The 24,901-nt window shown below is 65.2% G+C and carries 21 protein-coding genes; 13 read left to right on the forward strand and 8 right to left on the reverse strand.

Annotated features, from left to right (window positions below; translation table 11 throughout):
• The 3 genes from LQT98_RS17070 to LQT98_RS17080 all read left to right on the forward strand — a co-directional run.
• Positions 1-1,085 (forward strand): transglutaminase-like domain-containing protein (locus tag LQT98_RS17070; RefSeq protein ID WP_231463774.1); only part of this gene is annotated, 1,085 nt, incomplete at its 5' end.
• Positions 1,086-1,334: 249 nt separating this feature from the next.
• The gene (locus LQT98_RS17075; protein ID WP_048410165.1) at positions 1,335-1,892 is read left to right on the forward strand and encodes a PAS domain-containing protein; all 558 of its coding nucleotides are present in this window, start codon (positions 1,335-1,337) and stop codon (positions 1,890-1,892) included.
• On the forward strand, positions 1,889-3,325 hold the full coding sequence (locus LQT98_RS17080; RefSeq protein ID WP_231463776.1) for a methyl-accepting chemotaxis protein: 1,437 nt from the start codon (positions 1,889-1,891) through the stop codon (positions 3,323-3,325). The genes LQT98_RS17075 and LQT98_RS17080 overlap by 4 nt, the downstream gene beginning before the upstream one ends.
• A gap of 153 nt (positions 3,326-3,478) precedes the next feature.
• On the opposite strand, the gene LQT98_RS17085 is transcribed toward LQT98_RS17080, so the two are convergent.
• Positions 3,479-3,928 (reverse strand): hypothetical protein, encoded by a 450-nt coding sequence (locus LQT98_RS17085; RefSeq protein ID WP_231463778.1) that lies wholly within the window; start codon positions 3,926-3,928, stop codon positions 3,479-3,481.
• A 1,121-nt stretch (positions 3,929-5,049) separates the two neighbouring features.
• Complete coding sequence (gene entS, locus LQT98_RS17090; RefSeq protein ID WP_231463780.1) at positions 5,050-6,330, reverse strand: enterobactin transporter EntS; 1,281 nt, start codon at positions 6,328-6,330, stop codon at positions 5,050-5,052.
• A gap of 133 nt (positions 6,331-6,463) precedes the next feature.
• On the opposite strand from entS, the gene fepD reads away from it, so the two are divergent.
• The 3 genes from fepD to LQT98_RS17105 are packed head-to-tail and all read left to right on the forward strand — an operon-like array spanning position 6,464 to position 9,368.
• Positions 6,464-7,498 carry a Fe(3+)-siderophore ABC transporter permease gene (gene fepD, locus LQT98_RS17095; RefSeq protein ID WP_231463782.1) on the forward strand — a complete coding sequence of 345 codons (1,035 nt, stop codon included), beginning with the start codon at positions 6,464-6,466 and terminating at the stop codon, positions 7,496-7,498.
• Positions 7,495-8,538 (forward strand): iron-enterobactin ABC transporter permease, encoded by a 1,044-nt coding sequence (fepG, locus tag LQT98_RS17100; protein ID WP_231463784.1) that lies wholly within the window; start codon positions 7,495-7,497, stop codon positions 8,536-8,538. Before fepD ends, fepG begins: the two co-directional genes overlap by 4 nt.
• Positions 8,535-9,368 carry an ABC transporter ATP-binding protein gene (locus tag LQT98_RS17105; RefSeq protein ID WP_231463786.1) on the forward strand — a complete coding sequence of 278 codons (834 nt, stop codon included), beginning with the start codon at positions 8,535-8,537 and terminating at the stop codon, positions 9,366-9,368. The genes fepG and LQT98_RS17105 overlap by 4 nt, the downstream gene beginning before the upstream one ends.
• A gap of 72 nt (positions 9,369-9,440) precedes the next feature.
• On the opposite strand, the gene LQT98_RS17110 is transcribed toward LQT98_RS17105, so the two are convergent.
• Together LQT98_RS17110 and fes are read right to left on the reverse strand one after the other, a co-directional pair.
• Complete coding sequence (locus tag LQT98_RS17110; RefSeq protein WP_231463788.1) at positions 9,441-9,794, reverse strand: hypothetical protein; 354 nt, start codon at positions 9,792-9,794, stop codon at positions 9,441-9,443.
• 56 nt (positions 9,795-9,850) lie between these two features.
• Positions 9,851-11,191: an enterochelin esterase gene (gene fes, locus LQT98_RS17115; protein WP_231463790.1), complete on the reverse strand. Its 1,341-nt coding sequence runs from the start codon at positions 11,189-11,191 to the stop codon at positions 9,851-9,853.
• A gap of 237 nt (positions 11,192-11,428) precedes the next feature.
• Between fes and LQT98_RS17120 the strand changes: the two genes are divergently transcribed.
• Complete coding sequence (locus LQT98_RS17120) at positions 11,429-13,462, forward strand: TonB-dependent receptor (RefSeq protein WP_231463792.1); 2,034 nt, start codon at positions 11,429-11,431, stop codon at positions 13,460-13,462.
• Positions 13,463-13,552: 90 nt separating this feature from the next.
• Here LQT98_RS17120 and LQT98_RS17125 read toward each other — a convergent pair whose 3' ends face one another.
• Entirely contained in the window at positions 13,553-15,154 is a 1,602-nt protein-coding gene (locus LQT98_RS17125) for a phytoene desaturase family protein (protein WP_231463795.1), read from the reverse strand.
• A 156-nt stretch (positions 15,155-15,310) separates the two neighbouring features.
• Between LQT98_RS17125 and LQT98_RS17130 the strand changes: the two genes are divergently transcribed.
• Positions 15,311-15,736, forward strand: coding sequence for an Lrp/AsnC family transcriptional regulator (locus LQT98_RS17130; RefSeq protein ID WP_048410157.1), 426 nt, complete (start codon positions 15,311-15,313; stop codon positions 15,734-15,736).
• 191 nt (positions 15,737-15,927) lie between these two features.
• The gene (gene katG, locus LQT98_RS17135; RefSeq protein ID WP_231463797.1) at positions 15,928-18,138 is read left to right on the forward strand and encodes a catalase/peroxidase HPI; all 2,211 of its coding nucleotides are present in this window, start codon (positions 15,928-15,930) and stop codon (positions 18,136-18,138) included.
• A 125-nt stretch (positions 18,139-18,263) separates the two neighbouring features.
• Here the strand turns inward: katG and LQT98_RS17140 are convergent, their stop codons facing one another.
• Both LQT98_RS17140 and LQT98_RS17145 read right to left on the reverse strand, forming a co-directional pair.
• Positions 18,264-18,698, reverse strand: coding sequence for an outer membrane protein assembly factor BamE (locus LQT98_RS17140; protein ID WP_231463799.1), 435 nt, complete (start codon positions 18,696-18,698; stop codon positions 18,264-18,266).
• 43 nt (positions 18,699-18,741) lie between these two features.
• Positions 18,742-20,436: a YadA family autotransporter adhesin gene (locus tag LQT98_RS17145; protein WP_231463801.1), complete on the reverse strand. Its 1,695-nt coding sequence runs from the start codon at positions 20,434-20,436 to the stop codon at positions 18,742-18,744.
• Positions 20,437-20,890: 454 nt separating this feature from the next.
• On the opposite strand from LQT98_RS17145, the gene LQT98_RS17150 reads away from it, so the two are divergent.
• From LQT98_RS17150 to LQT98_RS17165, 4 genes are all read left to right on the forward strand, one after another.
• Positions 20,891-21,487, forward strand: a complete 597-nt coding sequence (locus LQT98_RS17150) for a GNAT family N-acetyltransferase (protein ID WP_231463803.1) — start codon at positions 20,891-20,893, stop codon at positions 21,485-21,487.
• 188 nt (positions 21,488-21,675) lie between these two features.
• A complete protein-coding gene (locus LQT98_RS17155) occupies positions 21,676-21,933 on the forward strand; it encodes a YjhX family toxin (RefSeq protein ID WP_231463804.1) in 258 nt (85 codons plus the stop codon).
• A 66-nt stretch (positions 21,934-21,999) separates the two neighbouring features.
• Positions 22,000-22,506 (forward strand): GNAT family N-acetyltransferase, encoded by a 507-nt coding sequence (locus LQT98_RS17160; protein WP_231463806.1) that lies wholly within the window; start codon positions 22,000-22,002, stop codon positions 22,504-22,506.
• A 423-nt stretch (positions 22,507-22,929) separates the two neighbouring features.
• On the forward strand, positions 22,930-24,591 hold the full coding sequence (locus LQT98_RS17165) for a GMC oxidoreductase (protein ID WP_231463808.1): 1,662 nt from the start codon (positions 22,930-22,932) through the stop codon (positions 24,589-24,591).
• Positions 24,592-24,632: 41 nt separating this feature from the next.
• Here the strand turns inward: LQT98_RS17165 and LQT98_RS17170 are convergent.
• A partial coding sequence (locus LQT98_RS17170; protein WP_231463810.1) for an FAD-dependent monooxygenase occupies positions 24,633-24,901 on the reverse strand: 269 nt, incomplete at its 5' end.

Here is a 24,901-nt window from a genome sequence, read left to right on the forward strand (position 1 = left end):
CCGCCGTGGTGGCCGCCAACCGCGGCAAGCCGGCCGCGGAACAAGTGGCCGCCTTCATGCAGCACATCAACCGCAACTACCGCTACCTCAACGATACCCGGCTGGCCGAGCGCGGCCTGGTGCCGTTCACGCTGGCGGAGATCGAGAAACACGGCTACGGCGACTGCAAGGACCTCTCCACCCTGCTGACCGCCATGCTGCGCCGCGCCGGCATCGCCGCCGAGCCGGCGCTGATCTTCCGCGGCAAGTTCGCCCCGCCGCTGCTGCTGCCCGGCATTGGCGCGCCCAACCACATGATCGTCCGCGCCGACATCGCCGGCCAGACCTGGTGGCTGGACCCGACCAACCCCTTCTTCCAGCCCGGCCGCATCATGTCGGACCTGCAAGATCGCTGGGCCTTCATCATCGGCAAGGACGGCACGGTGAGCCAGACCCAGGTGCCGATGGAAGCCGCGCGCACCGATCTGAACATCCAGCGCGAAAACACCGTGCAAGCCGATGGCAGCGCCGATATCCGCGCCGATATCGAACTGGCCAACTCCGCGCTGATCGACACCATTCTGCAAGACCGCTACCAGGGCGTCAGCGCCACCGACCAAAGCCTGTGCAACCGGCTGAGCAGCCAGCCGGAAGGCTGCAAGGTCCAGCGCGACAAGACCTCCTTCATGGTGCCGTCCAGCTACCCGCTGCGCATGAGCGTGCGCGACCCGCGCATGCTGGAAAAGATTTCCGGCCTGTTTCTCTACGACTCCCACTACAAAGGCGTGTGGGACAGCTTCGACAGCTACAAGCGCAACGGCAACCTGGCCGACGTCTACCTGGGCGACGCCAGCGCCATGCAATCCAGCGTGCTGCTCAAGGGCGCCAAGGCCATCCAGCCGGACTTCGAATGCAAGGTGAACACCCCCTGGTACGAAGTGGACGCCAAGCAGCGGCAAACCGCGACCGGCATCCGCGTGCAATACCGGATCAGCAACAAGGTGCGCTGGCTCAGCCACGCCGAGATCAGCAGCCCGGAATTCGCCAAGCTGATAGACGATGCCCGCGGCTGCGTGTCGCAGATCCGCCAGATCGTCAAACTCTGAGAAGCTGTACGATCTGCTGCGCGTCGTGAGACGTTGAACAGGCTCTGAGGCCCATCCCGGCCAAAGCGCAAAAGGATGCCACAGGCATCCTTTTTGTTTTTGTAAGAACTGGATTATTAAGTATTAATTTAAGCAGCCGCGCGTCAAGCATGGGCAGTACAAATAAATAAACGCTTGCCCCTACTGGGCCAGTGGCCGAAAATGAACATCTAGAGGTTATGCAATCGACAAATAAGAGAGAAACAAATCATGACGCACCCCGCCGCCGGCCCGGCCAGCAAGGAAATCCGGCTCGCTCCTCATGAACTGATCATCACCAAGACCGACCCCACCGGCCACATCACCTACGCCAACCGCGTGTTCATGCGCATTGCCGGCTACGCCGAGCATGAACTGCTGGGCAAGCCGCACAATCTGATCCGCCATCCAGACATGCCGCGCGGCGCCTACCGGCTGATGTGGAAAACCCTGCAGCAGGGCCAGGAATTCTTCGCCGTGGTGAAAAACCACAGCAAAAACGGCGATTACTACTGGGTGCTGGCCAACGTCACCCCGGATTACGACCTGCGCGGCCAGCTGCAAGGCTATTACTCCGTGCGCCGCCCGCCCAGCCAGGAAGCCATCGCCGCGATAGAACCGGTCTACGCCCAGATGCGCCAGATCGAAGCCAGCCACAACAAGGCCAACGCGCCGGACGCCTCCGTGGCCTGGCTGCAGCAAGTGCTGGCGGACAAAGGCGTCAGCTACCAGGACTTCATCCTGTCCCTCAATGCCCAAGTGCTGCAAGCGCCGGGGGTGGCCGCATGAACCAGTTCCAACACAAACCGCCCTTTCTGCGCGCCCAGCTGGGCTGGTGCATCATAGGCTTCAACCTGCTGGTCGCCTTCTCGCTGCTGGACAGCTATCTGTTTCCGGAAATCGTCGGCCGCGTCGTGGACGCGCTGCTGCTGGCCGCCTCCATCGCCCTGTCCCTGCTGCTGTGGCGTCACAGCGGCCGCATCTTCGGCCTGCTCAACACCCTGCACGAACAACTGGGCTACGCCAGCTCCGGCGAACTGCACCACCGCGCCACCGGCACCCGCAACCTCGGCGAGGTAGGCAAGCTCGCCTGGCAGCTCAATGATTTCCTCGACCTGATCGAAACCTACTTCAAGGAAATCAACACCTGCTTCAAGGCCATCAGCGCCGGCGACTACAGCCGCCGCCCGCTGAGCCAGGGCCTGCCGGGCATCCTGGCCAGCTCGCTGGGCAGCGTCAACCGCGCGATCCAGACCATGGCCGACAACGACGGCTATATCCGCCGCAACCGCCTGTCCTCGCAGCTGGCCGCGCTCAACAACCCGCATTTGCGCAAGGACCTGGCCAGCAACCAGAGCGATCTGGAAGACATCAGCCAGGCCATGGCCGACGTGGCCGCCATCACCCAGGACACCGCCGACGGCGCGCGCGTCAGCCTGGAAACCGCCCAGCACCTGTCCGGCCACCTGGACACCATCGCCGACAGCGTCAGCAGCATGGACACCGCCAGCACCGCGCTGGCCCAGGAATGGCAGGGCATAGAAACCTCGCTGGCCGACATCTCCGCCATCGCCGACCAAACCAATCTGCTGGCGCTGAACGCCGCCATCGAAGCCGCCCGCGCCGGCGAAACCGGCCGCGGCTTCGCCGTGGTGGCCGACGAAGTGCGCAAGCTGGCCGAGCGCAGCAAGAGCACCGCCAACAATGTGCAGGACGTGCTGGAAAACCTGTCGCTGCGCATCGGCAATATGCAGACCCAGGCCAGCGCCGCCGGCAATGTGGCCAGCCAGGTCAAGGACTCGGTGGAAACCTTCCGCCAGCGCTTCAGCAGCCAGGTGGAGCAATCGCAGCAAGTGATGGCGCAAGTGAACCGCGTGCACGACAAATCCCAGCTCAGCCTGCAAAAGGTGGGGCATGTGATCTTCAAGCAGACCGCCTATCACTCGATCGAGGAAGCCAAGCCGCTGGAGCAGGGCAGCGAGCTGCAAGGCTGGTTGCAACTGCAAGGGCAGCAAGCGTTTGGCCAGACCCGCTCCTGGAGCGAACTGGCGGCCACCGAGCAGCAGGCCAGCCAGCACATCGGCGCCGCGCTGGCGGTGTTTGGCCAGGAAGGCCCGCTGGACGAGCAGGAGATCGTCGAGCGGATGCAGAAACTGGAGCAGGACAGCGGCCGCATCCTGCGTTACCTGGACAAGCTGGGCGAGGAGAAGCACGGCCAGTAAGCCGTGGTTCAATGTCTACCGCGCATTGGCGGTACGACATTGGAACACCGGCTGATGCTTAGCCAGGCAGAAGCGGGGCAGCTAAAAGCGGCCCCGCTTTTTTGCGCGCGCCGGCTCGGCGGCAAGCGGTGTCGGTGGGTATCGGCCAGGCGCTTAACGGTTTCGCAGGCGGATGCGGCGGATGCGCGCTTCCAAATCAATCCGCTGGCCCAGCGCTAGATAGAGCTGATGTTGGCTATCGGCATGGCGGTAGACCCGGACCCGGTCCGCGCCCAACAGCATCATGATTTCCAGATAGTTGAAGAAGCCCATCCACTGGCCGCGTCCATCGCGGTCATCAAAGTCGATGTCGCGCGCGACGCGGCTGAGCAAGCCCTTGCCAACGTATTCGCGGTTGTCCTTCAGCCATTGCAATAGGTGGGCCGCGCATTCGCGGCCATAGGCGCTATCGGCGGGATAGTCCTTGCTGGGCGCGGGCATGTGCCAGTAATGCGCATAGGTGCGGCCGGGGCAAAGGCGGACAAAGGGGAGCAGGGCTTCTTGGCGTGCCAGCGAGTTCAGTTTGTAGCGGCGGCGCGGGGGAAAGGTTTGAGCGTGATGCATGGTGTTTCTCCTGCTGTGACACAAGATAAACCACCTGCCGGGGAAGGCTGAGGTATTGGGCAGGCGCGTGGCAGGATTGGCGTACCGGACTGTCTCCAAACCGGCGAGTGCCATGGCACTCCCCCACCATGCGCCTGCCAAATGGCGCGGCCATGGTAAAGCAGCCTGCGCAGTATGTTGCGTAGGCCACAAAGATGGAGATGTACCGGGACGCCAATCCCAGGTGCCGCGTGTGGGCGGCAACGGAGGGATTGTTGCCGAGGGGGCGCTTGGGGTCAAGGTGGGGTGGTTGCTTTGCTTGAGCGTGGCTGACTTGTTGAGTGATCTGGTTTTGAATCCGCTGCGCGGATGATGATTTTGATTGCCGGGGCTGCCCGGCAGGCAGGAAGGGGAATTTGCTCGGCCAAATTCCCTATCACTGAGCGAATCAAAGATTCGCACGTAGACACCCCAAAGGCCGCCCTGCAAGCCTGGCCTACGGCTTCCCACCGGGTCCCATCAGGCCCGAGGCGCGGCTGAACTCTCTACGTGCGAATCTTTGATTCGCTCAGTGATGACGCGCTAACGTCGCGCTGCTCGAACAGGCAGCCGCTTAAAACCTCGGGCCTGCCACCCGACGGCAGGCTTGAAGGGACCAGGGGCGCGTCACAAACGTGGTTTCTCCTTGGCTCTTTGGAGATATCCACAGATCGGGTGGAATTGGATAGTTATCCCCAAAAGGGAGCCACTTAGCCAAGTCATGGATCTTTTTTAAGAGAGCAGACCACCTTGTGTAGCGCCCAGGTGTCCCCTCGGGGCGCGCCGGAGAAAAAGGGGTCTGCAAGGTCTTAAGCGGCTGCTTTGTTTGAGCGATTTGACGTTAGCAAATCGCGAGTTCAGCCGCGCCTTGCAGGCCCCTTTTTCTGCGGGGTTTCGCGCCCTGGGGGACGAGGGGGGATGAAAGGGGGCGGCGGCCCGCCCCCTTCCCGTTCGCCGGGCGGAACCGGCCCTAAATCATCATCCGCGCAGCGGATTCAAACTCCCCCACACTAGGCAGAGCTTCATAGAGGATGCAAAAAGGGCGAAAACCCCAACCGAGGTTTCCGCCCTGCAAGCACATCAGCGTCCACAAATCCTAGAAACTAGGACCCCGCCCCCTGCCGCGCCGGCTCCCCGGCCGCCTCCGCCTCCGCAGCCGCGCCGCCGGCCAAACGCCGCAAAGACCCAAAAGCCCCGCACATCGCCAGACTGGCCGCCGCGGCGGCAGCGCCGAACCAAGCCACCGCCGTCAACGGCGCCAAGGCCCGCGCCAACGCGCCCAGCCCCAAAGCGCCCAGGCCGTCGCCCACCACATCCTGCGCGTTCCACAGGCTGTTCACCCGGCCCAGCAAATGATCCGGCGTATTGCCCTGCACCAGGGTGAACTGCAACAAGGACGCGATCGAACCGAAATAACCCAGCAAGGCCAAGGCCAGCAGGCCGTAAGCCAGATGATGAACCAGGCCCAAGGACGCGATGCTCAGCGACGAAGCCAGCACGCAGCTCAACATCACCGCGCCGGGACGGCTCAAACCGCCCACCCAGCCACTGGTGAACGCGCCTATCATCGCGCCCAGCGGCACCGCCGAATACATCAGGCCCACCTCGAAAGCGCCGCCGCCGTAACCGTCCTCCGCCAGCGAGGGATACAGCACCCGCACCGCGCTGAGCAGGGTTTGCAGCGTGCCCACCGCCACCACCGCGCCCACCACCTTGTTCTGCCACAGGAACTGGAAACCCTCCAGCAAGGAGCGCAGCGGATGCGCCGGCTCCCCGCCCTGCGGTTTCAAGGACGGCAAGCGCGTCAGCGGGATCAGGGTGGCCAGGGTGCCGACGCCGGCCAGCAGATAGTTCCAGTTGACCCCGACGGCGGCGATGATCAGGCCGCCCAGCAAGGGCGACAACACGCCGCCGATGCGCATGGTCAGCATGCTCAGCGCGCCGGCGGCAGGCAGGTTTTCACGGCCGACCAGCACCGGAATCGACGCCATCAGCGAGGTGATGCCGATGCCGCTGAAAAAGCCGTCCCAGGCCGACACCACATAGAGCGCCAGCACCGAGGGGTTGGTCATGAAACCGTTGAGCGCCAGCGCCAGAAAGCCCAGGCCGCACAGCGAGCGGCCCAGCAGGATCAGCCGGCGGCGGTCCATGCGGTCCGCCAGCACGCCGCCGCACATCAGGCCGGCGAACATGCCGATGCCGTCCAGCGCCATCGCCGCGCCCACTTGCAGCGTGGAGCCGGTGAGCTGATGGATTTGCACCGGCACCGCCACCATCAGGATGCCGAAGGCGAACACCGAGATCATGCGGGCGATGAAGATGGAGCGGAAATGCGGATTGAGCCTGAGCAGGCTGAAATCGACGAAGATGGGCGACTTTTTCATGACGGGTTGTTTTGATCTCGACAGGGGTGGAGGCCGCGCGGCATGCGTTGGCGCGGCCGGCAAGAGGGTGTGCCGTTATGGATGCCGCATGGTAACATCAGCAGTCTGTATTAGGAATCATTTGCATTTGATCATGTCAATCAGCCTCGCCGCGGCTCGGCCCGCGCCCTCGGCGGCCAGCCGCCGCCTGACCCTGTTGCTGTGCTGCCTGGCCACGCTGGCTCTCATTGTCCTGCTCAGCCTGATGCTGGGCGCCAAACCGATTCCCGCCGCCGTGGTCTGGCGCAGCCTGCTGCACGGCGGCGGCGATCCGGACAGCGTGATCGTGCTGCAAGGCCGCTTGCCACGCACCCTGCTGGGCCTGCTGGCCGGCGCGGCGCTGGGCCTGTCCGGCGCACTGATCCAGGCGCTGTCGCGCAATCCGCTGGCGGACCCCGGCGTGCTGGGCGTCAACGCCGGCGCCAGCTTCGCCATGGTGCTGGGCGTGGCGGTCTGGGGCGTGGACAGCCAGCTGGGCTATCTGGGCTGCGCCGCCGCCGGAGCGCTGGGCGCCACCTTGCTGGTGTACACGGTGGGCGCGCGCGGCCGGCGCATGGACCCGCTGCGCTTCGTGCTGGCCGGCGCCGCCGTCAGCGCGGTGCTGATGGGCTTGTCCACCGCCATCACCCTGCTGGACCCCTTGGCCTTCAACCAGCTGCGTTATTGGAACGCCGGCACCCTGGACGTGCGCAGCATGACGCCGCTGGCGCTGGCGGCGCCGGTGATGATCGCCGGCATGCTGCTGGCGCTGTTGCTGGCGCGACCCTTGAACACCCTGGGCATGGGCAGCGACCTGGCGGTGAGCCTGGGCGGCCGCCCGCTGCTGATCCAGGCCGGCGCGGTGCTGGCCATCACCCTGCTGTGCGGCGGCAGCACCGCCGTCGCCGGGCCCATCGCCTTCGTCGGCCTGATGATTCCTCACCTCGCCCGCTGGCTGGGCGGCGCCGATCTGCGCTGGGCGCTGCCCTTCACCCTGTTGCTGGCGCCCATGTTGCTGCTGGGCTCGGACATCGTCGGCCGGCTGCTGACGCCGGGCGAATTGCGAGTGTCCATCGTCACCGCCTTCATCGGCGCGCCGGCCCTGATCTGGCTGGCACGCCGTCACGCCGCGCCCGGAGGCCGGGCATGAAGCCGGCGGTGTGGCAGTGGGGGGATCCGGATGGCGCTTGCAATGGCCGGATGGCGCTGGGCGGGCTGTGGACCGGCCTGCTGCTGGCCGCCGCCTGCGCGGCGCTGGCGGTGCTGAGTTTGCGCGCCGGCGCCTTGCCGCTGAGCCTGGAGCAGTTATGGCAGGCCTTGCAAGGCCAGGGCGGCCGGCTGGAGGTGGCGGTGGTGCAGCAATGGCGGCTGCCACGGGTGCTGATGGCGCTGGTGGTGGGCGCGGCGCTGGGCATGAGCGGGGCGATTTTCCAGTCCTTGATCCGCAACCCGCTGGGCAGCCCGGACGTGGTGGGCTTCAATACCGGCGCCTATACCGGCGCGCTGGTGGTGATTACCTTGTTCAACGGCAGCCATTTCCAGATCGCCGGCGGCGCATTGGCCGGCGGCCTGCTGGCCGCGGCCCTGGTGTATCTGCTGGCCTGGCGGCAAGGCGCGCACGGTTTCCGCCTGATCATCGTCGGCATCGCCGTCAGCGCCATGCTGAGCGCGCTCAACCATTGGCTGCTGATCAACGCCAGCCTGGAAGCGGCGATGGGCGCGGCCACCTGGGGCGCGGGCACGCTCAACGGCATGACCTGGAACAAGGGCCTGCCCTCCGCGCTGTGCTGCCTGCTGGCGATGCTGGCGGCGCTGACGCTGCAGCGGCGCATGCGGCTGCTGGAGATGGGCGACGATTGCGCCAGCGCGCTGGGCGTGCCGGCGGAACGCACCCGGCTGTGGCTGATGGGGCTGGGGGTGGCGCTGATCGCTTCCGCCACCGCCGCGGCCGGGCCGATTTCCTTCATCGCGCTGGCCGCGCCGCAGATCGCGCAGCGGCTGCAGCGCACCCAGGCCACCAGCCCGCTGACCGCGGCCTGGACCGGCGCCTTGCTGCTGCTGGCCGCGGACTACGGCGCCCAGCAGCTGTTCTATCCTCGCCAGCTGCCGGTGGGCGTCGTCACCATCTGCATTGGCGGCCTGTATCTGCTGTGGCTGTTGCTGCGCCAAACCGGAGCCCGAAAACCGTGACTTCCCTGAGCTTGAAACTCTATGCCGCGCCGGCCTCCCAGGCGACGGAGCCGCCGCGGCTGCGCGGCGAGCGCCTGCGGCTGGGCTACCGCCAACGCACGATTTGCGAACAGCTGGACGTGAACATCCCCAACGGTTCCTTCAGCGTGATCATCGGCCCCAATGGCTGCGGCAAGTCCACCTTGCTGCGCAGCCTGAGCCGGCTGTTGAAACCGCAGGCCGGCCAGGTGTGCCTGGACGGCCGCGACATCCACGACTACCCGGCCAAGACGGTGGCGCAGCAACTGGGCCTGCTGCCGCAAAGCGCGGTGGCGCCGGACGGCATCACGGTGACGGATCTGGTGGCGCGCGGCCGCTATCCGCATCAGAGCCTGTTGCGGCAATGGAGCCGGCAGGACGAGGAGGCGGTGCGCCAGGCGCTGGCGGCCACCGGCACCGATGCGCTGGCGGACCGGCTGGTGGACGAGCTGTCCGGCGGACAGCGTCAACGGGTGTGGGTGGCAATGGCGCTGGCGCAGCAAACGCCGCTGCTGCTGCTGGACGAGCCGACCACTTATCTGGACATCGCGCATCAGATCGAGCTGCTGGAGTTGTTCCGCCGCTTGAACCGCGACGGCGGCCGCACCCTGGTGGCGGTGTTGCACGACATCAACCATGCCTGTCGCTACGCCAGCCATTTGATCGCGATGCGCGACGGCCGCATCGTGGCCGAGGGCGCGCCGCGCGACATCGTCAGTGCGGACTTGATTGAACAGGTATTTGGCCTGCGCTGCCTGATCATGGACGATCCGGTCAGCCATACGCCGATGGTGATTCCGCGCGGGGGGTGAGACCAGCGCCGAGATCAGAATGCGCAAAGCGCCGGGCAGGCCAGCGCTGTGCGCAATCTTATTTAGGCCGGCTTACTTTTTAAGCGACCAGCTTTCGATCTGGGCATTCTCTCCCTTAGCATCCATGTCGCCAAGAGTGATGAGTACCAGCATCATGTCCCACTCGTTCTTGAAGAACATTTTGCAATAGCCATCCGCCGAGCAGCTTTCTATCTCCGGGAATTTCTTGCAAAGTTTTTCACCGTAGCCGCACGCCTCACCGTTCACGGCATGAATGGGCTCCCAGCCGGCTTTCAAGATGAGCTTTCTCGCTTTGGCGTATGCCATGCCTTGCTTGATCGGCACGGTTTTTGGCGGCTGCGGGTTCGCGGCCCAGGCCGGCCACACCAAGACACCCGCCAAGCATAAAGCCAATCGCTTTTTCATCTTCATCGCCCCAAAAAACGGCATTATGACGGGAGTCTGCCGGCATAGGGCGCGGATTACCCCCCCCTACTCTCGTCCTCCCACAGCCAGGCCAGCCCGTCCAGCAGGCCCCCGCGCCAGCACAGCCAGTCGTGGCCGCCCTCGAACTCCTGGTAGCGCACGCAATGGCCGGCGCGCTCCAAGGCCGCGCGCTGGCTGGCGTTGACGTCCAGCATCACTTCTTCGCGGCGGCCCACTTCCTGATAGACCCGCAGCCGTCCCGGCGGCAATTCGCCGGCCTCCAGTTGTTCGGTCAGCCGGCCGCGGCTGCCGGGCAAACGCCGTTCACTGACGGCGCGCGCACGTTCGTGCAGTTCCACGTAAGGCCACCAGAAGGAGCCGGACTGGCTGAGCACGCAACCGAAGCGCTCCGGCCAGCGCAGGCCGGCGAACATCGCCGCCAGGCCGCCATAGCTCTGGCCCGCCACCACGGTGCGTTCCGGCCGCGCGCTGAACGGGGCCAGCCGCTCCGCCTGCGGCAGCAGTTCTTGCTGCAAGGCCAGCCAGAAGTCAGCATTGCAGGGCAGGTCCTGCTCGCGATGCCGGCTGTCGATGACATCCACCAATAGATACACCGCCGGCGGCAGCCTGCCGCGCCGGGTGTCTTCGTCCAGCGCGGCGAACACCGGCATGCGTTCGGCCCAGTACTGGCCGTCCAGCAGAATGGCCAGCGGCCGCTCACCGCGTTCGCCCTCCGGCAGCGCGCCGGTCTGATAAATCCAGATCCGGCGTTTCTTGCCCAGCCGCGCGCTGTCCCAGTGGATTCGCGTCAGCCGCGCCGGGTCCGCGCCCTGGCGGCCCTGGTCCCAGGCGTGCCAGGCGGATTGCTCAGGCGCCGCCTCCAGATGCAGCGCGGACAAGGGCGCGCCCCAGCTGCTGACATAGCCGGCGCGCGGGTTGAGCGGGTCCGGCGCCGCCCGGCTCATGATGTCCAGCCACCATTCGCGGTGGCGCAGCCGGCTGGCGCGCGCATCGGCGTCCGGCCGCGGCGGGGTCTGCGCGGCGCTGACCGGGATATAGGTGTAACTGCCGCGCCAGTTGGCCGGCAGCGTGGCCTGCCACCACCAGATGTCGGTGTCGCCCAGCCGCGCCAGCGATTGCGGCTGCGGCCGGTGGTGGTCGGTGACGGAGTTGACGTCGGCGTAGACCTGCACCAGCGGCGAGGCCGCTGCGCCGCCGTGGGGATCGCGCCAGAGGAAGGTGACGCAGACCTCGCCATCCGGCAGCCGCTCGGTCAGCGGCGCGCCGGCCGCGGCCAGCCGCGCCCACCAGGCCGGCTGGCCGGCCTCAGGGTGTTGCAGCCATGCCGCACTCCGCGCAGCTTGTTGATTCCACGTGTTTTCTTCCCTGTTCGACATGCGGCTCCCCGGCGGTTTCCACCGCTGTGCGGCGGAATATCTTGCATCTTGTTTGCATAATGCGAATGAGAAATATTATCATTCGACCCTGGTGATCGCAACGACCCGCCACGGGTCCGCTGCGCTCTTCGCTTCCCCTCGCCGCAGTAGCCAACGATTCCTCGCTAGCCAGACGACGCCGCCGGACCCCGAGCGCGCCGATCTCGCTATCGCACAAAAACAAGGAATCGCAACACGATGGAACACCCGCACAAACCCTTGGCCGCGGCCACCCGGCTGGCCCTGGCCGGCCTCGGCGGCTTGACCCTCTCGCACGCGGCGCTGGCAGCGCCCGAGGCTCAAGACCAGCAAACCGCGCTGCCCACGGTCACCGTCACCGGGGAAAAACTCAAACGCTCGCTGAAGGACACCAGCACCGCGGTGACGGTGATCCGCGACATGGACAAGGGCGGCGAAAATTCGGTGTACGACAGCGTGGCCGCCACCCCCAACGCCACCAACAACGGCGCCGGCATCATCAATATCCGCGGGGTGGAAGGCACCGGCCCCGGCACTGGCTACAACACCTTGGTCTCCGGCTCGCGCCCGCGGGTCAGCACCACGGTGGACGGCATGTCGGAGAGCTGGAACGGTCAGCGCTATGTGGACGTCAGCCCCTGGGACGTGGAACAGGTCGAGGTGCTGCGCGGCCCGCAGTCCACCACCCAGGGCCGCAACACCCTGGCCGGCGCCATCGTGGTCAATACCAAGGACCCCAGCTTCGACTGGGAAGGCGCGCTGCGCGCCGGCTACGAGAACCAGGCCGGCAAGAGCACGCTGGCCGGCATGGTGTCCGGCCCGATCACCGACGAACTGGCCTTCCGCGTCGCCGCCGAGGGCCTGAGCGGCCACAGCTATATCAGCTATCCCGGCAGCACGCCTTGGGACCCGTCCGAGCTCAAGCACAGCAGCGCGCGCGGCAAGCTGCTGTGGAAGCCCAGCACGCTGCCCGGCTTCAGCGCCAAGCTGACGGTGGCGCACCGCAAGAACAAGGGCGAATACCTGAACTATGTGGACGGCAATTATTTCGACTACGCCAATAGCCGCAAATGGATCAAGGCGCGCTATCAGGACTCCTTCAACAACACCGTCAGCACCGATCTGCAATACCAGCTCAACGACGCCTGGAGCGCCCAGTTGCTGCTGGGTCACGCCGACAATGTCAGCGCCTTCGTCGACAGCAGCGATTTCCGCATGCGGCTGGACGAGAAGAGCAATAGCGCCGAGGCGCGGCTGAACTATGCGCCGCAAGGCGGCCGGCTCAGCGGCGTGATGGGCGTGTATTACTACGACCGCGACCAGGACATGGACGCCCAGACCAGCGTGGCGGCCAAGGACAAGCTGAAGACCCAGGCCATTTACGGCGAGGCCACGCTGGCCTTGAACGACAAGTGGAGCCTGAACCTGGGCAGCCGCGTGGAGCGCGAGCGGCAGCGCCGCAACACCACGCTGCAACCGGGCCTGGCCGGCCAGAAACAGGCCGCCTACGACATCGCCGAAACCCTGTTCCTGCCCAAGGCCGGGCTCAGTTACAAATACAGCCCGGACACCACGCTGGGCTTCTCGGTGCGCAAGGGCTATAACGCCGGCGGCTCCGGCCTGGACAATAGCGACCAGTACTACACCTATGACAAGGAGGAGGTCACCGCCTACGAGGCCAGCAGCCGCTCCAGCTTGCTGGACCAGCGCCTGGACCTCAGCGCCAACGCCTTCTTCAACCAGTACACCGGCTACCAGGCCATCCTGGGTTCGCGCTTCACCAATATCCCCAAGGGCGAGAGCTACGGCCTGGAGCTGGAAGCCAAGGCGCGGGTGACGCCGCGGCTGACGCTGAGCGCCGGCCTGGGCCTGCTGGACACCAAGGTGACCGCCAGCGACGCGGCCAATCCCGGCATCCAGGGCAATCAATTCAATTACGCGCCGCACCTGACGGTGAACCTGGGCTTCAAGCAGCGGCTGGATCACGGCCTGTTCGTCGGCGGCAGCCTGAACCGGGTGGGCCGCTATTACTCCGACATCAGCAACAGCCCCAGCGGCGCCGCCGGCGATTACACCGTGGCCAACCTCAACGCCGGCTATGAAAGCGCGCGCTGGACGGTGCGCGGCTACGTCAACAATCTGAGCAACCAGGGCGTGCTGTATTCCCAGGTCAATGTGCGCGGCAATTACCTGGTGGGCGTGATCGGCGCGCCGCGCACCGTGGGCCTCAGCGTGGATTACCGCTTCTACTGATATCCCGGCTTTTGCCCTTTGTGCCCGCCGGCCTCGCGCCGCGGGCATTTTTTTCGCCCGCCGCGCTCCGCTAGCCTTTGAACAAGCGGCTCACGCCATGCGGCGCCGCAAATCGCGCAACACCTCGCGCGCCGCGTTGTGGCCCGGCGCGCCGGTGACGCCGCCGCCGGGATGGGCGCCGGCGCCGCACAGATAGAGGCCGGGAATGGGACCGCGGTAATCGGCGTGGCCCAGCATGGGCCGCGCCGAGAACAATTGGTCCAGGCCCAGCGCGCCGTGGAAGATGTCGCCGCCCACCAGGCCGAAGGTGCGCTCCAGGTCCAGCGGGCTCATGATCTGCCGCCCCAGCACCGCGGCCTTGAAGTTGGGCGCGTAGCGGCTGACGGTATCTATCATCAGATCCGCCACTTCCTCGCGGTGATCGTCCCAGCTGGCGCCGTCCGGCAGCTGCGGCGCCACGTGCTGGCAGAACAGGCTGGCCACATGCTGGCCCGGCGGCGCCAGCGACGGGTCCAGCGTCGACGGGATCAGCACTTCCACGATGGGCCGGCCGGACCAGCCGCGCTCGCGCGCGTCGTGATAGGCGCGCTCCATATAAGCCAGGCTGGGCGCGATGATGATGCCGCTGCCGTGATGCTCGGCCTGCGCCTTGCCCGGCAGGCAGCTGAAATCCGGCAGCTCGGACAGCGCCACATTCATGCGGAAAGTGCCGGAGCCGCAGCGCCAGCCCTGCATCCGGCGCAGAAAATCCGCCGGCAGCGCCGCCGGGTCCAGCAAGCGGGTGTAAAGCAGCCGCGGATTGAGATTGGACACCACCACCCGCGCGTCCAGCCGCTCGCCGCGCTCGGTCACCACGCCCACTGCGCGGCCCTTGTCCAGCAGCACCTCGCGCACCGCGCTGTCGGTGCGGATCTCCGCGCCGCGCTCGCGCGCCGAGCAGGCCATGGCCTGGGTGATGGCGCCCATGCCGCCCAGCGCGTGACCCCACGCGCCCTTGCGGCCGTTGACCTCGCCGAACACATGGTGCAGCAGCACATAGGCCGAGCCCGGCGCGTACGGGCTGGCGTAGTTGCCCACCACGCTGTCGAAGCCGTAGACCGCCTTGATCGGATCGCTGTCGAACCAGCCGTCCAGATAATCGCCGGCGGACTTGGTGAACAGGTCCAGCAGTTCGCGTTGCTGCGCCAGTTCCAGCCGGCCCAGCCGCCGTCCCAGCCGGCCGGCCTTGAACAGCTCCGGCAGCGCGTTCAGCCAGCCGCCCTCCACCGCGTTGGGCGGGGTTTGCAACACCAGCTCGCGCAGCAGCTCGGCGGCGGCGTCCAGATGCCGCGCGTAATCGTCCAGCCGCTCGGCGTCGCGGCGCGAGAAACGCGCCACTTCGGCGGCGGTGCGGCCCGGCCCCACTTTCAGATAGCCGCCGTCGTCCAGCGGCAGGAAGTTGGACAAGGGCCGCTCCACCACTTTCAAGCCGTGACGCGCCAGCTCCATGTCGCGGCTCACCCTGGGATTGAGCAGCGACACCGTGTAGGCGGCCACCGAGTTGCGGAAGCCGGGATGGAATTCCTCGGTCACCGCCGCGCCGCCCACCACGCCGCGCCGTTCCAGCACCGTCACCTTCAGCCCGGCCCGCGCCAGGTAATGGGCGCATACCAGGCCGTTATGGCCGCCGCCCACGATGATCGCGTCCCTCATCTCGCCGCTCCTCGTTCTCGTTTCCTGGGGAAGTCCCATTCTCGGATCAAGTCCGGCCAATTGCAGCGCGCAGAACGACGAACTGTCGGATATTATTGATCGCATTGACGAAAAGTCCGGCACAGCGCCAAACCGCCCACCCCGCATGGAGCCGCCATGGACGCCATCGACCAGCAATTGCTCGCGCTGCTGCGCGAAAACGCCCGCGCCCCCACCGCCGAACTGGCGCGCCGGCTGAGCCTGTCCCGCACCACGGTGCAAAGCCGCATCGAGCGGCTGGAACGCGGCGGCGTGATCCTGGGCTATAGCGTGCGCACCGGCGCCGTCCACAGCACAGCCCAGGTGCGCGCGCTGGTGATGATCGTCGCCGCGCCGCGGCTGAGCCAGGCGATAGAAAGCGCGCTGCGCCGGCTGCCTCAGGTGCGCACCCTGCATTCGGTCAGCGGCGTCCACGATTTCATCGCCGCGGTGGAAGCCGCCGGCATGGCTGAACTGGATGGGCTGGTGGACCGCATCGGCGCGCTGGACGGAGTGGAACGCACCAGCACCGCCATCCTGATGACCACGCGGATAGACCGTTGAGCGCTGAGCGACAACCCTGCCGGCCCAGTGCGGGGAACTAAGACCGCTAAATAAGCTACTAACTATCGTTAGAACATGATTGATTGATATTGGCCATTGCCGCCATTGAAATTGCTCAATGGCTTCCCACGGCAAGCTTCACTAAGCTGATCGCAACAAGTCCTTGAACACATTGACCAAAGGAGTCTGTCATGAGTAGCCCGTCCAAGTGCCCGTTCCATCAAACCGCCGGCAACCCGGCCGTAGTGAATGCCCGATCCAACCGCGACTGGTGGCCCAACCAGCTCAACCTCAACATCCTGCATCAGCACGCGCCCGCGTCCATCCCGCTGGATCCGGATTTCGATTACACCGCAGCCTTCCAACAGCTTGACTACCCCGCGCTGAAAAACGACCTCAAGGCGCTGATGACCACCTCCCAGGACTGGTGGCCGGCGGACTGGGGCCACTACGGCGGCCTGTTCATCCGCATGGCCTGGCACGATGCCGGCACCTACCGCACCGCCGACGGCCGCGGCGGCGCCAGCACCGGCAACCAGCGTTTCGCCCCGCTCAACAGCTGGCCGGACAATGGCAACCTGGACAAGGCGCGCCGTCTGCTGTGGCCGATCAAGCAAAAATACGGCAAGCAGATTTCCTGGGCCGACCTGATGATCCTGGCCGGCAACGTGGCGCTGGAATCCATGGGCTTCAAGACCTTCGGCTTCGGCGGCGGCCGCAAGGATATCTGGCAGCCGGAAGAGGACGTCTACTGGGGCGCGGAAACCAAATGGCTGGCCACCAGCACCGAAGCCAACAGCCGCTACTCCGGCGACCGCCAGCTGGACAATCCGCTGGCCGCGGTGCAGATGGGCCTGATCTATGTGAACCCGGAAGGCCCGGACGGCAATCCGGACCCGCTGGCCTCCGGCCGCGACGTGCGCGAGACCTTCGCCCGCATGGCGATGAACGATGAAGAAACCGTGGCGCTGGTGGCCGGCGGCCACACCTTCGGCAAGGCCCACGGCGCCGGCGATCCGGCATTGGTGGGTCCGGAGCCGGAAGCCGCGCCGCTGGAAGCGCAAGGCCTGGGCTGGATCAACCGCTTCGGCGACGGCAAGGGCGAATACACCACCACCAGCGGCATCGAGGGCGCGTGGAAGCCCAACCCGACGCAATGGGACAACGGCTATTTCGACATGCTGTTCGGCTACGACTGGGAGCTGACCAAGAGCCCGGCCGGCGCCCATCAATGGGTGGCCAAGAACGTCAAGCCGGAACACCTGATCCCGGACGCTCACAACCCGGCGAAGAAACACCCGCCGATGATGACCACCGCCGATCTGTCGCTGCGCTTCGACCCGATTTACGAGCCGATCGCTCGCCGCTTCCATCAGGACCCGGCCGCCTTCGCCGACGCCTTCGCCCGCGCCTGGTTCAAGCTGACCCACCGCGACATGGGCCCCAAAACGCTGTACCTGGGGCCGGAAGTGCCGGCCGAGGACTTGATCTGGCAAGATCCGCTGCCGGCCGCCTGTCAGCCGCAGATCAACGAGGCGGACATCGCCGCGCTCAAGGCCAAGGTGCTGGCCTCCGGCCTGTCCGTCAGCGAACTGGTATCCACCGCCTGGGCTTCCGCCTCCACCTTCCGCGGTTCCGACAAGCGCGGCGGCGCCAATGGCGCCCGCATCCGCCTGGCGCCGCAAAAGGACTGGGCGGTGAACCAGCCGGCGCAGCTGGCCCGCGTGCTGGACGCGCTGGAAGCCATCCGCCGCGATTTCAACGCCGCGCAGAGCGGCGGCAAGCAAGTGTCGCTGGCCGACCTGATCGTGCTGGCCGGCGGCGCGGCGGTGGAAGCCGCCGCCAAGGCCGGCGGCGTCAACATCAGCGTGCCGTTCGCGCCGGGCCGCACCGACGCCAGCCAGGAGCAGACCGATGTGGAGTCGTTCTGCGTGCTGGAGCCGCAGGCGGACGGCTTCCGCAACTATCAGCAGCAGGCTTTCTCGATGCCGGCGGAGGCGCTGCTGGTGGACAAGGCGCAGCTGCTGACGCTGAGCGCGCCGGAAATGACGGTGCTGGTGGGCGGCCTGCGCGTGCTGGGCGCCAATGTCGACAAGGCGCCGCACGGGGTGTTCACCAGCCGGCCGGGCGTGCTGAGCAATGACTTCTTTGTCAATCTGCTCGATATGGGCGTGGCCTGGCAGCCGACTTCCGCCGCCAATGAGTTGTACGAGGGCCGCGATCGCAAGACCGGCGCGCCCAAATGGACCGGCAGCCGCGTGGACCTGGTGTTCGGCTCCAACTCGCAACTGCGGGCGCTGGTCGAGGTCTACGCCCAAAACGGCGGGCAGCAAAAGTTTGTCCGCGACTTCGTCGCCGCCTGGAACAAGGTGATGAATCTGGACCGCTTCGATCTGAAATAAGCGCGGCTCACCCCCGCAAGCAACACGCGGCCCTTGGGCCGCGTGTTTTTTTGCGCCGCCGCGGCGCGCGCATAAAAAAACGAACCGCCGATCAAGGCGGTTCGTTGCATGGTTCCGACGCCGGATCAAGCTCCGGTGGCGATCTCGGCGCAGACTTCTTGCCGCCAGATCACCGAAGCCAGCTTCATCCGCTTGTCGAACAGCAGCTTGTACTGGCAAACCTGGGTTTGCTCGCCGCCCTTGGCGGTCAGGTTCAGCACATAATCCCACTCGCGCACATCGATCATGCCTTCGGCGAAGTGCGGACGGCCGATCAAGCCGTAAACCTGTTCCTTGCTCAGGCCTGGCTTCACCTGGGCCAGATTGGCGAGGTTGGGCACGCTGCCTTCCGGCTGCCAGCGATTGTTTTCAATGCTGGGCCATACCGGGCTCGCCTGTTCGGCCAGATGGCCGTCGTCATTGATCTTGCTCAGGCGGCTGGTGCCGCAACCCACCAGGGCCGCGCCGGCCGCAGCCAGCAACAGATAGCGGAAAGTGCCGCCAAATACCGATTTTTTCATCATATATGTCATTCAATATCAGCTGATTGATCTTGCTTGCCGCTTACCACTGGAAGCCAGCGCCGATGCTGGCGCCGCCCTGACCGCGGGTATTGGCGGAACCGGAGAATTTCACCACCCAGCGGCCGTTGTCGGACAGCGCGGACACGCCCACCGCGAGGGCGGATTCGCCGCCGGTGGTCGCCGTGGCCACCGCCAGCATGCTCTTGCCGGGCAGGAAGGCCTGCGGCAGGCCGGCCATGGCCATCGCGCCGGCCGCGGCGCCCAGCGCATCGCGGCGCGTATCGGACAGATCGGAGCGGAGTTGGCTGATCTGCTGCTGATTATTGAAGTTGGCCGCATTCAGCTGGTTCACGTTCACCGCGTCCGTGCCCTGCACGCCCGCTTCCACATTGTGGATGGTCACCGGCCGGCTGCTGTCCCCGCCCACCAGGGTCACGTCGTTGCCGGCGTTGTTCGTCGTCGTCCGGCCGGTGGAATCGGAATATTGCATCGGGCTGTTTCGCTGCAAATGGTCGATCGCATCGCCGACATTGTTCACGGTGTTGCCGTAAACCTTGTAGCTAGGCTGGCTCACTTCGCCGGTCTGGGCGTTGTAGCTGGAGCCGCCGCCCAAGGCCGCGGCGGTGCCGCTCCCGACATTGTTCACCTTGGTGTTCAGGCTCTGCACCGCCTGATTGGTCGCATTCAGCTGGCTGCCGTTCACCGCGTCGGTGCTGCTGGCGCTCACCCGGCCCGCGGCGACATTGCTGATCTGCCGCTCATTGCCCACGCTGCCCACGCTCACCACGCTGGAAGGCGCCGCGCCGGCATAGTTGTAAGTCACGCCGTTCACCACGCCGCTGGCGGTGGGATTGGCCGCCGCGGTCTGGCTATTGGCGCCCAGGGCCACGTCGTTGGCATTGTTGGCCTTGGCATTGCTGCCCAGCGCCAGCGCATTGTTGGCGTTGGCGGAGGCATTGTTGCCCACCGCCACCGTATTGCTGGCATTGGTGTTGGAGCCGGCGTTGTTGCCGATAGCCACATTATTGCTGCCGGACACATTCTGGCCGGCCTGATTGCCGGCGGCGAAGTTGCCGTTGCCGGTCACGCCGCGACCGGCGTAGTTGCCCACCGCGGCATTGTTGTCACCCGTGACATTGCTGCCGGCGTACGCGCCGTTGGCGGTATTGTTGTTGCCATTGATGTTCCAGCCGGAGAAGGTGCCGCTGCTGGTGTTGTAGTTGCCGGTGACATTGCGGTTGGAGTTGTCGCCCAGGCCGGTGTTGAAATCGCCCTTGATATCCTGGCCGGAGTTGGCGCCGCTGCCGGTGTTGCCGGTGCCGGTGACATTGCGGATGGTGTTGATGCCGGAGCCGACGTTGGCGTCGCCGGTCACGTTGTAGCCAGAGTCATTGCCCATGAAGGCGTTGTTGTTGCCCGTCACATTGGTGCCGGCGTTCTGGCCGATCGAGGTATTGTAGCCCCCAGTCACATTCACCCCGGCGGTAGCGCCAAAGGCCGAGTTATTGGTGCCGTTCATATTGCTGCCGGCGCCCACGCCATAGATGGTGTTATTGCTATTGGTCGCCACTGCCGGGTCCACCGCGCCGGCGCCATAGACATTATTCGTGCCGACGCTGGAAATCGCGTCGGCATTGGCCGGCACGGCCCAGGAACAGGCCACGGCCAGGCTCAATGCGCTCAGCGCGAAAGAAGGTGCGAGCAGACGCTTTGCTACGGATACTTTATTACTCATTTCACAGACCACATTCTTCAAATTGATGGAATTCACTTAAGGCAAGTCTCTGCAGGCAAGCCCGCCGCCGGCTTCAGGCTTGGAGCCCATCTCCGGCCGCGGTTCGGTCCAGGGGCGCGACGCGGTTATACCGACGGCGCTGGCTTGTCTCTGCATTCGGGCATTCCGCTTACGACAAACCGCGCTCGAGAAGAAATAAGCTTGCATGCTCTTCTTCGGCGCGGTTCGTTATGCTATGTCCTTGATTTTTTGTGAATCCTAACATCTTGTTAGAACTTGTGAAAATTGAAATAAATGAATTGATTGATTCGTTTTAGCTATCAATCGCAGTAAATGATAATGAAAATCAAATAAAGTTCTGTCGCCACCACGCAAGAGATGGCGGCGAGATCACGCAGCCGCCGCGCTGTTTTGAGATAATCCGATGCTTTCTTGACCCAATAAGGCCATGTCCATGCCTCCTCCAGGCCATCCACCACTCACGCCGTCTTGGCCCATCCATAGGCTGAGTCCGCGCGACATCTCCGCCGGCTGGCTGGATGCCTTCCAGCGTCGTCAGGATGTCCAGTTGGTTTACCGCGCCAGCGCCGCCGGCAAACGCAGCGTGGCCGAGCCCTTCATCGACGACTGGTCATCTGCGGAGCGACGCGAGCTGGCGCGGGAATTGGCGCGTATCGCCGCCGACGGCGCGGTATTGGCGGTGGAAATCGATGGCATCCTGGCCGGCTTCGCCGCCATAGACCCGCAAGCGCTGGGTCCGGACGGCGGCTACCGGCAACTAAAGGAACTGCAGGTGGATCGCCGTTGGCGCGGCCAGGGCCTGGGGCGCGCACTGCTGGCCGCCAGCGCCGCGGCCGGCCGCGAACTGGGCGCGGACGCGCTCTATATCTCCTCGCACTCCGCCGTGGAAACCGTCGCCTTCTACGAGGCTTGCGGCTGCGTGCCGGCCCGCTGGCTGCATGCGCCGCAACTGGCGCTGGAACCGTTTGACTGGCAGATGGAGCTGGCGCTTTCCGGGCAGAGCATTGATTTGATTCAGCTATCCCATTAAAATAAGGACCGCTCGTTTCCGAGCGCCCTTCTTTATCCTCGCACAAGGCTTTGCATGTTGGAGATTGCAGCAATCCGATAACGCAGCCCGGTTTTCCGGCTGGCCGTTATCAAAATGTTCATTAGCTGGTAGCGCCCGCATCGCGGCAGCTGCCTGTTTTGCATTTGATTGCCGAATGATAATCCAATATGAATATCTCCAAGCCGGAGCAAAGGACTTTGCACGTCCTGGCCAAAGGCGGCCGCATCGCGCAGCTGCGCGACGACGCCGGTCGTATCGCCACCGTTGAATGCTATACCCGCGAAGGGTATCTGCTGTCCGACTGCACCCTCACCGTGTTTCAGAAACTCAGGGCCAAACGCCTGATCAGCTCCAAGAACGGCCAGCCCTATCTGATCAACAAGGCCGGCCTGCGCGCCGTGCGCGGCCAACTCGATAACCAATGAACACCGCCGCCGCGCGGCCGATCGCTCCAGAGCGGCGGCCGCGCCGGCGTGCGCAAGGAAAACACAATGAAACTGATGCTGAGAAACGAACAGAGCCGCGACATCGACGCCATCTTCGAACTGACCCGCGCCGCCTTCCTCGCCAAAGAGCACTCCAGCCATACCGAGCAATTCATCGTCAACGCGCTGCGCCGCAGCGGCCAGCTCACACTGTCCATCGTGGCGCTGGAAGGCGAGCGGCTGCTGGGGCACATCGCCGCCTCGCCGGTGCTCATCTCCTCCGGCGCCGCCGGCTGGCATGGCATCGGCCCGGTATCCGTGCACCCGCAACGGCAGGGCCAGGGCATAGGCAGCCTGCTGATCAAACAGGCGCTGACCGCGCTGCGCGAGCTGGGCTCACAAGGTTGCGTGGTGCTGGGCAGCCCCGGCTACTACGCGCGCTTCGGCTTCCAGGCCCTGCCGGGCCTGACCCTGCCGGGCGTGCCGACGGAGTACTTCATGGCGCAAAGTTTCACTGCGCGCTTGCCCGGCGGCGAGGTCAGCTATCACCCGGCGTTCAAGGCCAACGCCTGAGAAGCTGTTTACGATCTGCTGCGCGTCGTGGAGCGTTACACGGTGAGTACGGCTTCAGAATGCTCATGTACCACTTGTACATTCCGCTTTTTCGCTCGTTTTCGCCTTGTCTCGCTCTTGCTCGCGAGATCGTAAACGCGTTCTAAACACGCACGACGGGCCGCTCTTGGAGCGGCCTGTCCGGCTGTGCCGTGCAAGGACGCCCCCGCCAGACACCATTACCAAATCATATGAACGCCTTAAAAAGCCTAGCGTAATCCATTGACCTGCTTGCGCCGTTAATCAATCAATATAATTGAATGACTTTTAAATAACTGTTAATACTGCCAGTATCTACGCCCGCGCCAACAGACAAGAATGCCTCCGCTTATTTAACAAGCAAATTATCTCAACGTGCTTCTTAAAAACGGAAAGGCACCCACCATGGCCAACACCCCCGAAGATGACAAACTCGCCAGCCTCAATCCCAGCCTCAATCGCCGACAACTACTGCTTGGCGCCGGAGCCGGCACCGCCAGCCTGCTGCTCCCCTCACCCGCTTCCGCGTCCATCCTCATGGAAGCGAAATACAAGCTGCTAGTGCCGGAAATATTCAAACCCGTCTCCCGCCCACCCGGCTACACCCCAAATCTGGTGATAGGCTCCGGCTTCGGCGGCGCCATTTCCGCGCTGCGCCTGGCGCAGGCCGGCCAGCAGGTCACGGTGCTGGAACGTGGCCATCGCTGGCCCAAAGACCCATGGCGCAATATCTTCTCCAACGACACCCTGCCCGATGGGCGCGCGTTCTGGCATCGCAAGGATGCCAAGATGCTGACGGGCATACGCACGTATTTCGATTATTTCGGCGGCGTGCTGGATTCAAGCGACTACCCCAATATGAATGTCTGGCGCGGCGCCTGCGTCGGCGGGGGCTCGGTGGTGTTCACCGGCGTCATGATCCAGCCGCAAAAGCAATACTTCGAAGCGCTGTTCGGCGACCGGGTCAGCTACGAGGAGATGGACCGCAGCTATTATCCGCGGGTCCGGCAAATGCTGAACTTGAACGCCATGCCGGCCGACATCTACCGCAGCAAGCCCTTCCACCACTCGCGCGTTTGGGATGAGCACGTGCGCAAAGCCGGCTACCTCACCACGCCCAACGACTCCATTTTCAACTGGGAAGTGATCCGCCAGGAACTGCGCGGGCAATCCAGGCCCTCCGCCACCATCGGCTTGTCCAATCACGGCAACTCGAACGGCGCCAAGTTCGACCTGAACCAGAACTACCTGGCGCAGGCACAGGCCACCGGCCGCGCCGCCATCTACCCCGGCCATGAGGTGCTCAGCATCGCCTGGGACGGCAGCCGCTACGAGGTCGACGTCATCAAGCGCCATCCCAGCGGCCGTCAGCTGGAGCGTTACCGGCTCAGCTGCGATCGGCTCTTTCTCGCCGCCGGTTCGATAGGCAGCTCGGAACTGCTGGTCAAGGCGCGCGCGCAAGGCACTTTGCGCAATCTCAACGAGCATGTCGGCCAAGGCTGGGGCAGCAATGGCAGCACCATCGTCGTGCGCAGTCTCAGCACGCTATCGCTGGCGACGCAAGCCACCCCCAGCGCTTCGCGCATTCACGACCCCAGCCGTGGACTGCCGTTCACGCTGGAAAACTGGTACGTGCCCGGGCTGCCCACCGATTTGACCACCGTGATCGGCTCGCTGGGCATCGCCTTTGACCAAAGCAACCGCGGCCACTTCAGCTACAACCCCGCCACCGACCGGGTGGTACTGAACTGGCCGCGGCAAGGCAATGCCGACAGCGTTGCCGCGGCCAAGGCGGTGAACCGGAAAATCGCCGACGCCACCAACTCCATCCCTGGTTTTCCAGGGATTATCGACGATGTCACCGGCCTGAACTGGACCGCGCACCCGCTGGGCGGCGCGGTGCTAGGCAAGGCGACCGACAACTGGGGACGCGTCATCGGCCATCCTGGCCTGTACGTGATGGACGGCGCGCTGATTCCCGGCAGCACCGGCGCGGTCAACCCCTCGCTGACCATCTCCGCGCTGGCGGAACGCAATATCGAGCACATCATTAAAAACGGCGGCTAAGGAGCTTGAGCTCTCCATGCCCCGACGGCGCGGGACGCCGGCTAGGCCCGCGTCGTTGTTTGCAATAAGCGCGCCGTTCCCGCCAGCGACAAGCTCAAGGCGGCGGCGGCGCGCCGTCGCATCCCCGGCTCCCACGCCCGCAAAGCGGCGGCCGCCTCGGCCGCCGTTCCCGCCCGCGCCAAGGCCTGGGCCAGTGCCGCGCCATCGCACAGCGCGGTATTGGCGCCCAAGCCGCCGGCCGGGCTCATCGCGTGGATCGCATCGCCCAGCAAGGCCACGCGTTCGCAGCGCCAGACCGGCACCTCGGCGC

Origin of the sequence: Chromobacterium aquaticum, from assembly GCF_021129195.1 — a bacterium.
Classification (GTDB): domain Bacteria; phylum Pseudomonadota; class Gammaproteobacteria; order Burkholderiales; family Chromobacteriaceae; genus Chromobacterium; species Chromobacterium aquaticum.

Excerpts from the sequence above, each read along its gene's own strand:
- LQT98_RS17075 (WP_048410165.1), top strand. The coding sequence starts at position 1,335 with ATGACGCACCCCGCCGCCGGCCCGGCCAGCAAGGAAATCCGGCTCGCT.
- LQT98_RS17080 (WP_231463776.1), top strand. The coding sequence starts at position 1,889 with ATGAACCAGTTCCAACACAAACCGCCCTTTCTGCGCGCCCAGCTGGGC.
- LQT98_RS17085 (WP_231463778.1), bottom strand. The coding sequence starts at position 3,928 with ATGCATCACGCTCAAACCTTTCCCCCGCGCCGCCGCTACAAACTGAAC.
- entS (WP_231463780.1), bottom strand. The coding sequence starts at position 6,330 with ATGAAAAAGTCGCCCATCTTCGTCGATTTCAGCCTGCTCAGGCTCAAT.
- fepD (WP_231463782.1), top strand. The coding sequence starts at position 6,464 with ATGTCAATCAGCCTCGCCGCGGCTCGGCCCGCGCCCTCGGCGGCCAGC.
- fepG (WP_231463784.1), top strand. The coding sequence starts at position 7,495 with ATGAAGCCGGCGGTGTGGCAGTGGGGGGATCCGGATGGCGCTTGCAAT.
- LQT98_RS17110 (WP_231463788.1), bottom strand. The coding sequence starts at position 9,794 with ATGAAAAAGCGATTGGCTTTATGCTTGGCGGGTGTCTTGGTGTGGCCG.
- fes (WP_231463790.1), bottom strand. The coding sequence starts at position 11,191 with ATGTCGAACAGGGAAGAAAACACGTGGAATCAACAAGCTGCGCGGAGT.
- LQT98_RS17120 (WP_231463792.1), top strand. The coding sequence starts at position 11,429 with ATGGAACACCCGCACAAACCCTTGGCCGCGGCCACCCGGCTGGCCCTG.
- LQT98_RS17125 (WP_231463795.1), bottom strand. The coding sequence starts at position 15,154 with ATGAGGGACGCGATCATCGTGGGCGGCGGCCATAACGGCCTGGTATGC.
- LQT98_RS17130 (WP_048410157.1), top strand. The coding sequence starts at position 15,311 with ATGGACGCCATCGACCAGCAATTGCTCGCGCTGCTGCGCGAAAACGCC.
- katG (WP_231463797.1), top strand. The coding sequence starts at position 15,928 with ATGAGTAGCCCGTCCAAGTGCCCGTTCCATCAAACCGCCGGCAACCCG.
- LQT98_RS17140 (WP_231463799.1), bottom strand. The coding sequence starts at position 18,698 with ATGAAAAAATCGGTATTTGGCGGCACTTTCCGCTATCTGTTGCTGGCT.
- LQT98_RS17145 (WP_231463801.1), bottom strand. The coding sequence starts at position 20,436 with ATGAGTAATAAAGTATCCGTAGCAAAGCGTCTGCTCGCACCTTCTTTC.
- LQT98_RS17150 (WP_231463803.1), top strand. The coding sequence starts at position 20,891 with ATGCCTCCTCCAGGCCATCCACCACTCACGCCGTCTTGGCCCATCCAT.
- LQT98_RS17155 (WP_231463804.1), top strand. The coding sequence starts at position 21,676 with ATGAATATCTCCAAGCCGGAGCAAAGGACTTTGCACGTCCTGGCCAAA.
- LQT98_RS17160 (WP_231463806.1), top strand. The coding sequence starts at position 22,000 with ATGAAACTGATGCTGAGAAACGAACAGAGCCGCGACATCGACGCCATC.
- LQT98_RS17165 (WP_231463808.1), top strand. The coding sequence starts at position 22,930 with ATGGCCAACACCCCCGAAGATGACAAACTCGCCAGCCTCAATCCCAGC.